Source organism: Bradyrhizobium sp. B025, assembly GCF_042257955.1.
GTDB classification, from domain to species: domain Bacteria; phylum Pseudomonadota; class Alphaproteobacteria; order Rhizobiales; family Xanthobacteraceae; genus Bradyrhizobium; species Bradyrhizobium diazoefficiens.
In genome coordinates this window covers 1,508,570-1,521,698 of record NZ_CP170150.1, presented here as the reverse complement: position 1 = coordinate 1,521,698, position 13,129 = coordinate 1,508,570, and the positions used below count along the sequence as shown (strand labels likewise).

8 protein-coding genes and 1 pseudogene are annotated in these 13,129 nt (G+C 57.8%); 1 reads left to right on the top strand and 8 read right to left on the bottom strand.

What is annotated here, in order from left to right; genetic code table 11:
* Positions 1-339 precede the first annotated feature (339 nt).
* Entirely contained in the window at positions 340-2,037 is a 1,698-nt protein-coding gene (locus tag ACE10W_RS06995; protein ID WP_080584265.1) for an outer membrane beta-barrel protein, read from the top strand.
* Positions 2,038-2,194: 157 nt separating this feature from the next.
* On the opposite strand, the gene ACE10W_RS06990 is transcribed toward ACE10W_RS06995, so the two are convergent.
* From ACE10W_RS06990 to ACE10W_RS06955, 8 genes and pseudogenes are all read right to left on the bottom strand, one after another.
* Positions 2,195-3,532 carry a glutamine synthetase gene (locus tag ACE10W_RS06990; RefSeq protein ID WP_375762589.1) on the bottom strand — a complete coding sequence of 446 codons (1,338 nt, stop codon included), beginning with the start codon at positions 3,530-3,532 and terminating at the stop codon, positions 2,195-2,197.
* Positions 3,532-4,818 (bottom strand): ATP-grasp domain-containing protein, encoded by a 1,287-nt coding sequence (locus tag ACE10W_RS06985; protein ID WP_038959894.1) that lies wholly within the window; start codon positions 4,816-4,818, stop codon positions 3,532-3,534. Before ACE10W_RS06985 ends, ACE10W_RS06990 begins: the two co-directional genes overlap by 1 nt.
* The gene (locus ACE10W_RS06980; RefSeq protein ID WP_223153700.1) at positions 4,815-5,684 is read right to left on the bottom strand and encodes an EamA family transporter; all 870 of its coding nucleotides are present in this window, start codon (positions 5,682-5,684) and stop codon (positions 4,815-4,817) included. Before ACE10W_RS06980 ends, ACE10W_RS06985 begins: the two co-directional genes overlap by 4 nt.
* Before the next feature lie 163 nt (positions 5,685-5,847).
* A complete protein-coding gene (locus ACE10W_RS06975; RefSeq protein WP_011084876.1) occupies positions 5,848-6,663 on the bottom strand; it encodes a gamma-glutamyl-gamma-aminobutyrate hydrolase family protein in 816 nt (271 codons plus the stop codon).
* Between the two features lie 225 nt (positions 6,664-6,888).
* A complete protein-coding gene (istB, locus tag ACE10W_RS06970) occupies positions 6,889-7,752 on the bottom strand; it encodes an IS21-like element helper ATPase IstB (protein WP_039183785.1) in 864 nt (287 codons plus the stop codon).
* A gap of 8 nt (positions 7,753-7,760) precedes the next feature.
* Positions 7,761-9,251, bottom strand: a pseudogene (istA, locus tag ACE10W_RS06965) (IS21 family transposase); the annotation flags it as partial.
* A gap of 1,579 nt (positions 9,252-10,830) precedes the next feature.
* Complete coding sequence (locus ACE10W_RS06960) at positions 10,831-11,841, bottom strand: glycine amidinotransferase (RefSeq protein ID WP_198046591.1); 1,011 nt, start codon at positions 11,839-11,841, stop codon at positions 10,831-10,833.
* A gap of 702 nt (positions 11,842-12,543) precedes the next feature.
* The gene (locus tag ACE10W_RS06955) at positions 12,544-12,750 is read right to left on the bottom strand and encodes a hypothetical protein (protein ID WP_026312600.1); all 207 of its coding nucleotides are present in this window, start codon (positions 12,748-12,750) and stop codon (positions 12,544-12,546) included.
* Between the last annotated feature and the right edge of the window lie 379 nt (positions 12,751-13,129).

Sequence of the window (13,129 nt, the reverse complement as noted above, 5' to 3'; positions counted from 1 at the left end):
CTTCCGGTAGCCAAAGTGAGACCGGCGCATCGTGCGCTTCGGCCCATGACACCGCGCTAGCCAAGTATTGGTGGGGCAGTGGCCGCGCGGCTGTCGGTATTGAGACAAATGTCAGCAGATTGACGACACACGCCGCGACGAAGTGCCCGCAAAGCCTGCGAATTCACTTCGGCACGCGACTTGCTCTCTTTGCGGCATCATCACCAATCGCAGCGCGATGGTCTTCGGGACGGACTCGGCGCGTGTCGCTGTTAGCGTCTGCTCCGCCCCGACGGTTTGCTGCGGCGATAGCTTATGGACGCTCGGTTATGGACCGAGAAACTGCAGGGGACGTGTTGAATGCGACCTGGAGTTCTTCTTTTGGGAGCCACGACAATTGCGCTCGTCGCAAATGGTGCGGCGAATGCGGCAGACCTTGAGCCGGAAGTGAAACTGCCCGCGGCGGTGTGGAACTGGTCCGGAGGCTATATTGGTGGACACGTCGGCGGCGGGTACGGCCGAACCTCCTTCAGCAATCCCTACGGTCCGTCAATCTATGGCGGCATAGTCGATACGCCGACGTTCCTCGCAGGTGGCCAGATCGGCTACAATTGGCAGAAGAACGGCTGGGTGTTTGGCGTCGAACTCGATGTCAGCGGTGCTGTCTCAGACGGCACAAATACCTGCCTCGCGTCGTCCGGCTTTGTCGTGAGTGCAAACTGCAAGGCAGGTCCGAACATCTTTGCCACCGCGACCGGTCGTGTCGGTTACACGTTTGGCGCGTCGGGTGGCACGCTGGCCTATCTCAAGGGAGGTGCAGCTTGGCAAAACAATCAGGGCGACGTCATCAATAACCACGAAGGCGGACTCGTGCCACAGGAGAAAACCCATTTCGACTACGGTCGCATCGGTGGCATCATCGGGCTGGGCGTCGAGCAGGCGCTTACGCCCGCATGGTCGGTCGCAGCTGAGTATGACTATCTGAATTTCGGTGGCCCGAGTGTCGCGACACCTCCGACGGTGCAGGGTCCGCCGTTCGCAATTGTTCCGGCGAACACAACGAGCCCGTCCAGCAACTATCACATCGGAAAGATTGGATTGAATTACCATTTTGGCGCCGACCCGTGGACGGCGCAATGGTCCTATGTGCCGCAGTACGCGAAGGCTCCAGTCGGCGCGCCGCCGATTGCTTATTCGGATGGTTGGTCGTTCGAAGGCGGATCGCGGCTCTGGCTCAGCCGCGGACGATTCCAATGGGACCACAGTGTAGCGCCCTACTTGCCTCTAGACCCCAGCGTCCTTGTATCGAGGCTCACCTATCATGGCCTTGACGGACTTTCGGGAGAGCTATTTGGCCGTGTCGACAGCCCATCGGGAGTGTTCCTGAAGGGCAACATTGGCCTCGGGCGCTTCGATAAAGGAAACATAAACAATGAAGATTGGCTCGCCGATCGGGAACTCTCCTATATCAACAACGCATCACGGCAACGAAACGGACGGTTCACCTATTTTACCGCAGACTTAGGTTACGATTTCCTGCGCGGCGCCAACTACAAGGTCGGCGGATTTATCGGCTGGACCTACTACGAACAGAGTTCCGACTCCATCGGTTGCACGCAGATTGCCCACCCCCGCTACACTTGTCCGGCGAACCCAGACACTATCATCGGCAGCCAGAATACTCAGTGGAATGCACCTCGTGTCGGCCTAAGCGCCGAAACCATGCTCTCTGAGCGCTGGCGCTTAAACACCGATGTCGCCTACCTGTCCTGGACCGATTTCAAAGGGCGTGACCACCATCTCTTGCGCGACGAGACCACCTTCGATGAACAGCGGGGCAACGGTGGCGGCGGCGTCCAGGTTGAAGGCGTGCTGTCCTACTTCTTCACCAAGAACTTCAGCGTCGGCGTCGGCGGGCGCTACTGGTCCATGTGGACCAAAAAGCGGGGCGACTCTTTGTGCAGCAGCAGCGGCTGCGTCGGTGATCCGGCCATATTCGCGAAGTACAGCATGGAGCGCTGGGGTACGTTCTTTCAGGCCTCCTATAAGTTTGATTGAAAAGATCACACCTCAAACCAAGCGCCGGGCGTCTTCAACGCTACGAGTAACGCACATTTTCTCTGCATGAACTCCAACATTAGCGGCACAGACCCCCGCAGTAGCCCTGCCGGCACCGGCCAGAAGAATGATCTCCAGAACTGTCGAAGAGCCCAAGCTAAATGATCTCAAAGTATCTCCGACGTTCAAAGTCGGTGACCCGATGTTGAACGGCTTGCCACTCCCAATGGCGCGAGCAAGAAAACGCTCCAACAAACCTTTCTCCAAAGACATCACTGGCCGCTGCAGACTCGGCAAACCGAGATGTTGCCTCTGATAGGCTTTGAGGCAGTCTCGCGGACGGACGACACATTTCCACGCTTGCATCACCGACGATCGAAGCCGGTAGTGCCGGACCTGTCTCGACGCCCAATATTCCCGAACCAATCGCACATGCTAGCGCGAGATATGGGTTCGCGTCTGCGCCAGGCAGCCTATACTCCAGGCGATGGGCAGATGGCTCTCCCGGAATGGCGCGAACCGCGCAGGAGCGGTTGTCGACTCCCCAGCTTGGACAGATTGGTGCCCAGGAGCCAGGTACCAATCTCTTGTAGCTGTTGAAGTTTGGCGCAGCGAGCACACAGAACTCATTCATGTATTCTAGTTGTCCGGCGATAAATTGCCTCATAAGATCGGAGACGTTGCCGAACGCATCACCGTCGTAAAACGCATTTTGACTATCCGAGGACATGGAGATGTGAATATGGCCGGACTGGCCAGGCCATTTCTCGGAAACCTTGGCCATGAATGTAGCCATCATGCCTCGCGTTTGCGCCCAGGCTTTTATCATCGACTTGAATATGGTTGCTCGATCGGCGGCTTCCAGCGCATCACAATGACGAAGTGACGCTTCGACCACGCCAGGTCCCGTTTCAAAGTGTAGTCCGCTGAGAGGTACTCTAGCCTTCTCACAAAGCGCCAAGATCTCACCGAACAGCTCATGTTGCGCGATAGAGCGCGCAATCGAGTAGCCGAACGGGCCGCGAGTTAAAGGAGCCCATTCACCGAACGGCTTTTCTTCAATCGTGTCTGCGTTCTCCTTAAATAGTATAAACTCAAACTCAAACCCGGCAGTGCAGTCGTATCCGTGGTCAGCAGCCCTTCGTAGGACCTTACGCAGAACGCCGCGCGGGCAGATGTTCTCATGCGCGCCCGTGAACTCCGCGAGGTAGAGATATTGAGAGCCGAGATGAGACACCGAACGGCCGGTGCCTGATAGAATACGCAGGTCAGCATCTCCGAACGCTGATAGCGGCTTTTGCGTGAAACTCGCCGGAATGACCCGGTCCGTACAATCCCACGCCAGCACCACTTCAGAGAACTTGATAACTTTATCTCCATCCGAGAGATCTTCACCTAAGACGTGTTTGCCTCGCAGAACGCCATCGAAGTCGCTGACGCCGACCATCGCCGCGCGGGCTGGATTCGCTCCGGTGAACCTGGGATCAGTTGGCATTAGTCGCGATCCTGCATCACTAAATCGAACACCTGGTCCATCCGCATTGCTCGCAACTTGCGATAGTCATTCTCAAGCGTAGTCAAGTCGCTATTCACGAGATAAACGATGCCCGGTGTCGACGCCAAGTCGATCGTGGGAACAAGCTCTTGACCAATCGGAACGAATGCAATGGCGTCTGCGAAGCTCGGCAGCTTGCGGATTGCTTCGAGTCCCGGGTAACCGGCGACGACACCGCCCATATCTGAGATCAACGAGACGCAAAGTGCGTGAGCCTGCCGCTTGTAGGGCCCGCGCAGCCTCATATATTCACCAAAGCCCTTGGGATCTGCGTAGCACCAGGCCGTCAGGGTCATATGGTTGTGCCCCAACGCCATCGTTCGTGCTTTTGCCGACATGGTCCCTTGAAGCCTCGCTCCGAAGTCAACCAGAACTGGTCCCCGATGATCGACGATGATCTCAGCATGAGCCGGTCCCTCGGCGATCTGAAGCGCCTGCAACGCTCGTTCCAGGTAGTCGGACAGCTCCTGAACGATTGGTTCGCTGCCGTCCAACAATCTCTCGAGTGAACAGACCGATGATGCTCGCTCGATAGGAACGGTGTCATACGTCCAGGCCTCCGTAACGAAGGCATTCCCGTGGATCGAGATGGCGTTTACGGTGTATTGTTGACCGTTTATTTTTTCCTGCCCGAGGGCAAAACGATTCAACGCTCCGACACGGTTGGTCTTCCCGACAATCGCGCTTAGTGCCCGCTGAATGTCAGCATCTGTCGTGCAAAAGAATACATCCTCGGTTCCCGTACTGTTCAGAGGTTTGATCACGATCTCGTCGAAGTTCGCTTCGCGCTTCCAGCTTGCGATTTCTACAGCATTGTCAGACACGACTTGTCTGATCGATCGCACACCGGCATAGGTCAGCGCGCAAGACAATCGCGCTTTGTCACGCCGAGCAGCCGATAGAGCGGTGCCGTTTGAAGGTAAGCCCAGCCGCTCCGACAACGAATCGGCGAGTTCGACTCCAGACTCGCAGCCGGCGATAACGAACTTAAATTCTCTGCCATGGAGGGCCTGAAGATGATATTCAACGATGTCGTCATACCCCATGCGCTCGCTGGGGCGAATGACTTCATCATACAGGTTAGCATCAAAGTGCGCTTGGAATATGGGTGGAATCTGTGCGGCCGACATCACATGCACGGTTCCAATGCCATAGCGCTTGAACTGTTCCGGTAGATATCGGCCGGTAGAGTATGCGTCTACGATTACACAATTCCGTTCTTTCATGCGGATCTCCGATACTGCAAGTAGATGTTGCTGACGGCGACAGCCGTAATGAGAATGTTTCCAAGGAACGTATGTGACGAAGGCACGATGCGAGAATCGAAGTACTGGAACAGGAAGGTGATGATAGGGGCGGTGGACAGGACCATGTTGACGGTGAAGGGCTCGACGTAACGAATGCCCTGCTGGATCAAGAGCAAAGGAACAATCATCGTCGAAACGCCAACTGCTGCGATCGCAAACCAATGCTGCGAGATCTCAGGCACGATGGATGAATAGTCCACCAGTCCCAGCAGCAAGATAATCGTTCCATAGAACCGATGCGCCAGCACTTGCCGGCCGGAAAACCCACGGTCGAAAAGCAGTTTGACAAGTACATTTGTGAGGGCGAGCGATAGGCCGGCCACGATGGCCAAGACTATTCCAAAGGACGATCGAGCCCCCCACTCCACGCCTGCGTTGCCGCTGGCCGAGATCCAAATCATGTAACTCGCGATCATCGCGATCGAAGCGCTGACGACGATGTCGGATGCTGGCGGAACTCCCTGGCGCCTGATCACGGCGTTTAGCCACACAGTTGCGGTGGGCCCCAACGCCACCATGAACGCGACGACGATCGCAGGTTCAACGTATTTCAAGCCGATAAATAGGCCGATCCAGCTGATTGCTGTCACGACGTTGAGTACGGCGAAGACCAAAAGGGACCGATTCCCCACTCCTGCCTTGCTTGTGTCGTGGCGCGCCAAGAGATTGAACGTCAGACAAACCACGGTAAATGACAGCAGGAGCGCGACGAACGCATCTGCTCGCTGAAAATACGCTGCGGCATAAACCTCGCCTGCCGCACTCACGAGGACATAGAGGGCCACAAAGAGCACTCCCAGCGCGAACCTATTCGTCAATCGTCTACCCTTCCCGTGCCCGCGCGACGGGGCGCGGCCCTCGCAGGGACCGGGCCGCGCGCATCGATTTTGAGGCATTCAACTTTCGGCCTGTACTGACCACGTTTGGTTTGAAATCTCACGATCTGCCCTAGTGATTCTTCGTTCCGCGGTACACAACACAGGCCTCTCCGAATGCTTTGAAGAGTTGCTTGCCGAGGAGATCGGTTGAGACGTGCCATTCGGGGTGCCATTGCACCCCGATTTGCAGCGTCGGCGCGCCAATCACCGAAGCCGCCTCAACAAGACCGTCAGGCGCCCACGCCTCCCGCCTCAGCGCCGGGGCAAGCGCCTCGATGCCTTGATTGTGCAGCGAGTTGACTTGGGCTTCGATCGTCCGGGCGATTGGGAAGAGCGCGCCGTCGGAAGATATCCTGACGCTGTGCGCGGCATCGTACTGACGGTCCCTGGGACGGTCTGGCTTCTCGGCATGCATAGCACCGCTTTCGAGGCTCCACTCCGCAAGCGATGGGCGGAGTGTGCCGCCGAAATAGACGTTGAGCTCCTGAAGCCCACGGCAGATGCCCAAAATAGGCATTCCGAGCGCGATGGCGCTCTGTATGGCTACGGCAGAAAGCCGGTCCCTAGGACGGTCAAGGATCCCAGCCTCAACGTCCCGATCAGGATCAACTAAGGATGCAGGCGCTGACAGGACGGCGGGGTCGACGTTCGATTCATCACCTGTCAAGACCACACCGTCCAGCCGGCGCATGATGGCCGTGGCGAACGCCTCCCCAGCATCTTCCGCGTCGACGGTCGGCAATACGACGCAAGCAACTCCCCCATGACGATGGAGTGCCTGCACGTACTTACGGCGTAACCAGTCGCGATGCACACCGTCGACCAGAAGACGGTTCGAAGTGACGCCGACAACGGCTCGCGCGCGCTCGGGCTGTTGCAGACTCACGCCACCTGGCCCCGCGTCCGGACGGCGGCAACGGACTGCTCATACAGCCGTCGATTTCGCTCTTTCAACTGACTTATGACGCTAGGCTGACCTTGAGGTCCCTTGACAAAGAGCCCGCCCCAAGTCGCGGCGACCTTCGCGTAGTTCGGATCCTGCATTCGGATTTTCTGAGCCTTGCGCAACAGCCAAAACGGGATACCGGGCGAAAGGTGGTGCTCAAGGTTGTCAATCGGCCTGTAAATTTGACCCCTCATCGGCGTCCAATTTTGACCCCTTCGTGCGCCGCGGTTTGACGGTAGCGCTCGGCTCGTTGGAGCTGGCCGGGATAGCGGAGACGAGACGAGCGCGGGTGGCGTGATCGTCGTCGCGGCTTTTGAAGCGCCAGCTGTCATTGCCGGTCTCGACGATGTCACAGTGATGGGTCAACCGATCGAGCAGCGCGGTGGTCATTTTGGCGTCGCCGAACACGCTCGGCCATTCGCCGAAGGCGAGATTGGTGGTCACGATGACGGAGGCGCGCTCATAGAGCCGGCTGACGAGGTGGAAGAGAAGCTGGCCACCGGACTGGGCGAAGGGCAAATAGCCGAGTTCATCCAGCACAATGAAGTCCATCCGGGTCAGATGCTCGGCGAGCCGTCCTTGCCGTCCGTTGCGGGTCTCGGTCTCGAGGCGATTGACGAGGTCGACTACGTTGAAGAAGCGGCCGCGGGCACCGGATCGGATGCAGCTTCTGGCGATGGCAATGGCCAGGTGGGTTTTGCCTGTGCCGGTGCCGCCAACCAGCACGACGTTGCGTTGTTGGGCGATGAAGCCGCCGCCAGCAAGATCATTGACGAGTGTCTGATTGATCGGCGTGCCGTCGAACTGGAAGTCGGCGATGTCCTTGGCAAGCGGAAGCTTGGCAATGGTGAGCTGGTATTTGATCGACCTGGCTTGCTTCTCGTTGATCTCGGCGTTGAGCAGGTCGCCGACAATGCGCTGAGGTTCGTGCTGGCGCTTGACGGCAGTTGCCATGATCTCGTCGAAGGCAGCCTTCATGCCGTAGAGCTTGAGTTCGCCCATGAGGTCGAAGATTTGGGTTCGTTCCATCAGATGGTCCTCCGGAGGTTGTCGTAGCGGGCACAATCGGCGATCGGTGCATGACGGAGCGTCAGTGCGGCCGGCGTCATGATGTTGGCCGGTGGGGCGGGTTCACGTTGACGGGCCAGGATATTGAGAACGACATCGGCCGAATGGACGCTGTGACTGAGCGCTTCGGCACAGGCCGCTTCCACCGCGGGCAGACCGTCAGTCAGCACCGCGTTGAGGATGTCGACCATCTGTCGATTGCCGTCGTCGGTGCTGGCAAGCTTGCGCCGGATCCGCTCGATCGCGGCTGGCAGCACCCAGTCTTTGAAGGGAGCACCGTTGCGCAAGGCGCCGGGTTTGCGGGCGAGCACCGGCACATAATGCCAGGGGTCGTAGACGGTATCGCCGCGGCCAAAGGATCGCGGGTGCTCGGCAACGATGCGTCCATCCTGACGGATCACGATGCGATCGGCATAGGCTTGAACCTCGACCGGTCGCCCGACTGCGCTGGCTGCGACCGAGTACTTGTTGTTGTCGAAGCGCACCAGGCAGGTCTTCGAGACCGATGCCGTCACCGCATGGAAGCCGTCGAAGCGGCCGGCATAGGGAACGAGTTTGGGGCGTTCGGCTTCGAACACTTCCCAGATCGTCTGATCGACCAGCTCCGGATGGCGATGAACCTTGGCGTAGGCGATGCATTTGTCGAGCAGCCAGGCGTTTAACTCGTCGAGGTTTTTGAACCGCAGCCGCGGCGTGAAGAAGCGTTCCCTGACCAGCCCGACCTGGTTCTCGACCTGCCCCTTCTCCCAGCCCGACGCTGGCGTGCAGGCGACCGGATCGACCAGATAGTGGCTGCACATCTGCAGGAAGCGGCGATTGTAGAGACGCCCTTTACCGACGAAGATCGTCTCTACGGCGGTCTTCATGTTGTCGTAGATGCCGCGGGTGCAGGTGCCTTTGAACAGGGCGAACGCCCGGTCGTGGGCGTCGAACACCATCTCCTGCGTCTCCCGCGGATAGGCCCGCACGAACAGCATGCGGCTGTGACAGAGCCGGACATGGGCGGCCTTCACCATCACCGTGGTGCCGCTCAGCAAGACCACCTCGTGGCTCCAGTCGAACTGGTAGGCTTCGCCTGGGGCAAAGCTTAGCGGGACATAAGCAGCCGCGGTCGATTGCCCGCGTTCCTTGCTCCACCGCCTGGCGTAACGCCGCACCGCATCGTAGCCGCCGTCATAGCCACGGCTGCGCAGCTCTTCGAAGATCCGGATTAACGTCAGCTGTTCACGAGCCGGTTTGGCCGCGTTCGCCGCCAGCAGTCCGTCGAGCTCTACTGCCCATCGTCCCAGCTTTGGCCGCGGCTGCACTTGCCGCTCGTACTCGAAGGAGGTCTCTCCTGACCTCAGCACCTTCCGGACCGTGTTCCGCGACACCTTCAGGTCACGGGCAATCTCCTTGATCGTCTTGCCCTTGATGAAGTGCTCGCGCCGAATCCGCGCAATCGTCTCCACGATCAGCATCCTCGACCACCTGCTTCATTCCAAAGCAGGCAGCGCAACAGACCAACCTATAGGGGGTCAATTTTGGACGCCGATCCCCCGGCTTAGGGGGTCAATATTGCAGGCCGAATGACACTCAATTCCAGTGCAAGATCATCATGCCCAATTTTCGGGATAAGAAATTTGCTGAAAATCCAGCACGACTGGCGTCCACCGCCGATCAGGACACCACAGGCGTAGACCGCTTAAAGACGAGCAGAGACCTTCGTCGGCTGCCTTCGCCAACCAATACATGGGGTTCTTGGTCCCCTTCTCGTATTTGACCCGGATGCCTTCCGGGAAATCAGTTTAGCCGACCGTCTCGATGACACTGATGTGCACGAAGAGGCCAAATCCTTCGTCCCTCAGGTCAATATCTTTGGTCGCGTTCAACGACTCCACAACACTGATTACAACGACACTGTTTCTAGATTGAACTTCGCAATCCAGTCGAACTGCATCACCACCAGCAAGGGTTCAAGCGGCTTTCCTCCACGTCGACATCGGTTTACGTCGGCTCAATCGCATGCCGTGGGACGCTTTCTGCCCGTGTTCGCTTCCAGCCGAGAAACCAAAGGGAGCGGCAGCTCAGCTTTCGGCTCTTGCGCGATCTCTCGCTCAACCTGCGCCTGCATAGTACCCCGATCTAAGTTTTCGAGCGCCTCAAGTACTCTCTTCCCTCTTCGGTGATAATCCAGCACCCGGCCTTCCGCTCGATCAGCTTTTGGCCGAAAACATCGAGTGGGGTCGCGCGGCTCGCAATCCGCTTCATACGGTCCGTCCACTCCGGGCCGCTGCTAAAATAGATAGCCAAATGCTGCTTAACGACTTCGATACTCGCCAGACCGTGCGGCTGCAGGCGAGTATCTTCAGTATCGACAACTGAAAACTCGCGCACGCCATCGACTTAAGGAAAAGCCCATATTACATATTTTGAGGTAAGCTCCAGAGCTGCGAGCCGCTTTTCAAAAGAGAGCTTCCTCCTAAAGCCGATTGCACGACACCCGCCTGCCGTCGCCGCGGTAAGCAACGCTTTTCGACTGCATCTTGCCAGGACTCTTCCGAAGAACGGTTCAGCATTAGATAGCTGCGTTGACTAGGAGCGTGAGGTGGTCTCGACTGCCGACTTCGACCGACTTGAGATCAAACGACGTCGGTAGTAGCCACGCCGTTGTACATCCTGACGAATGACGTCGCTCACGAAACGAACCGCCCGCTTCTTTCGTTTCCAATTCCCGCCCAATCCCGCGGGGATCGCAAAGCCTCTCGGCACGACCAAAAGATCGTTTCTTTGGTTCAAATAGATATCGAACATGTGGTGGCTCTTTTTCGCACAAGCGTAGATCGGCTGTTCACCGATCTGGTGACATCGAAGCAACAGTTTCCTTTAAGTCACTGGACGATCAAATGACATTCAAAAGCTCCCGTCCTGATAAGGGAAGACGGTCACGCGCACAATGGTGCCGCAAGATGTGAGCGTGTGCACGTCCCGACTTACGGCGCCCGGAGAGGCACCCGTCAATGTCGACCTCAAACGCGGCGGAGAGTCTATCTAGGTGGCTCAACTACGGCAATGCCAGCCTACGCTACGATTTTTCTCCCAACTAGCTGATGCAGCATAAGCTTCGCCAGGTATGAGGCTCCCAAAGCAGCGGCTTAGCAGATCGTTGCCCGGAAAGCAGACGATCGTCGGTACTAGCTGAAGTAATCCTCCGGCCCGCCTTCGCGAACCGTGTCGAGAGTAACGCAATGGAACGAACCCACCGCCGAAGATCCGTCTATGGCGGCGCCGAACCGGGACAACCTGAAAGCTGTACTGTTCAAGGATCCGAGCCAGCTCGGGGCAGGCGTCGTTGACTAAGACGACGTCAGGAGCGACCGAGAGGACGTTGACATCAATGTAAAGACTGGACAACAGCAGATCGTCGTCGTTGTAAGCCGGAAAGCTATTTTTGGTTGGCTCGGGCGCTACTATCATGTCCCAGTTGCGCATTGCTTCTGGCAAATAGTCCGCCACCTCGCGAGACCGCACGAGCAGCGGCCCCGGCGCAAGCGCTATGACCATACTATCAATATGGCTATCGCAGAGCTTGTAGGCACGGTGGATCCGAAATCGTCCTTGCAAATGGCGCTCAAGCCAATCACATGGCATCGCGTGATTCTTGGTAGCGATATTTACGACGAGGTCGCGTCCAACACGCAAACACTGCGCACCGTCCCACATCATCTCGAGGCCAACGTCATAGGGATGTGTTCCGGGATGGTGGATCGGTTCCGTTGGACCACCGGTCGTTGACAGGGCGTAGGAGCGGTCAAATGAACGGTTAGTCATCAACGGGCGCGGCATCACTGACCATCGCGCGCCTCGGTCGAAATAGGACGCGAAGATTGGCTTGAGAAATTGCGTCTCGAAGTATCGTGAGCGGAGCATAGGAGGGGTCTCGATCAATTCGTCTCCAACCACTAACGCTATGTCGCGGACATTGAGCGGCGGCACGACTGCGGCCAACCAAGCAAGGGTGCGAACCTCCACGGTGGACGCATCGAGTGTCATCGGTCGATGCACGGTCACGTTAAGCTTCCGCAACGTGTTCACAATTCCTTCGACGTCCTCATTCAGTTCGTCCAGGTAGCGGTCCTTGATCCGATGGCGGACCCGCGTGCCAGCTTGTGTGCCCGCTGCCGCAGAGGACAGACGCGGAGCAGCGCGATCGTCTGTTCTCTACCCACTGGGATGATCCCGCCTTGGCCGGCTGGTCAGATGCGCTCTACACCATTGCCGGATACGTGCTCTACACCACGAATTCAACCTATCTGACCTGGCAGGTTCGCCGGCGGATGACGTATTTGCCGTCCCTTCGGGATTCCATATACGGCTGCCGGCGTGGTTCAAATTGTATAATTGGAACGTTTGCCACAGTAAGGCTACCGCACGGAATGGCAGCGGGCGGAAGTAAGGCTGATGCGGAGCACCGCTGCCAAGGTTCGAAGTGGACGCCGGTCACTGTAAAAGGGCAAAGTCTCATCCGATTGAAACGCGGAGCCGGACACAATGTCGTAGGCATGCTCGACGAACACGTCGTCGCGCCGGATGCCATAGCCGAAGAATACCATGACTGGCGAGGACGCCGGTGAATGTCACGGGCGTGAACTGAGAGCATTGGCCGGAGTTGAAGACCTTAAACTTCCTTGGAAACCCGGAAAGTGCGACGCCCTTGCAACTCAGGAGAGCTCGTCCTCGCGGAATGCTCGAAGATGATGTGGACGGATTGGCTCATGCAGGCGGTGTTCGAAGCTCCAGTACATCGGCGAAGATTGTCCAATCGCGGACCCGCCTTTGCCGGCAGAAATCGGTCTCCGCCTGCTGAGCAGCAGCACTCAGCGAGGCGGCATCGACCTTGAATGCTGCCTGGCACGCACGATGCTCGCCGCCGGCATCGTCGCAAACGATCTTCATAAACCGGACGCTAAATGAAGGCATGCCCCCTCTCTTTGTGTGGTTTGCTTATCCACTATTCTGCCATTCGCGCGGGGAGTATTTGATTTGCCTCAAGGAGCATCCCAAGAGGTCTGTCTGATCCTCCGAAGATAGGCCAAGAAAGTCCGCCGTGAACTTTACGAGTTGTCCGCGATAGTCTTGTGAACGACTGCCGCAAGTGCAGGCTTATCGCGGGCTGATTTCTGCCATGCGCCGGCGGCTATGCGCGCAAGCGATCGCTGGGCACCAAGAACCCCGAACTTGCATCGGCGGTCCACCTGAAGACGCGATTGCAGAAGCCGCTCATCACGCTTGTCCTAGCCCACGTTTCGATAAGCCCGGTCCAGGACTTCAGCGCCGGAGCTTAAGGTCTATCAGCGCC

Bases quoted from the DNA above. Each gene is read 5' to 3' on its own strand.
- ACE10W_RS06995 (WP_080584265.1), top strand. From the start codon at position 340: ATGCGACCTGGAGTTCTTCTTTTGGGAGCCACGACAATTGCGCTCGTC.
- ACE10W_RS06990 (WP_375762589.1), bottom strand. From the start codon at position 3,532: ATGCCAACTGATCCCAGGTTCACCGGAGCGAATCCAGCCCGCGCGGCG.
- istB (WP_039183785.1), bottom strand. From the start codon at position 7,752: ATGGAACGAACCCAAATCTTCGACCTCATGGGCGAACTCAAGCTCTAC.
- ACE10W_RS06985 (WP_038959894.1), bottom strand. From the start codon at position 4,818: ATGAAAGAACGGAATTGTGTAATCGTAGACGCATACTCTACCGGCCGA.
- ACE10W_RS06955 (WP_026312600.1), bottom strand. From the start codon at position 12,750: ATGCCTTCATTTAGCGTCCGGTTTATGAAGATCGTTTGCGACGATGCC.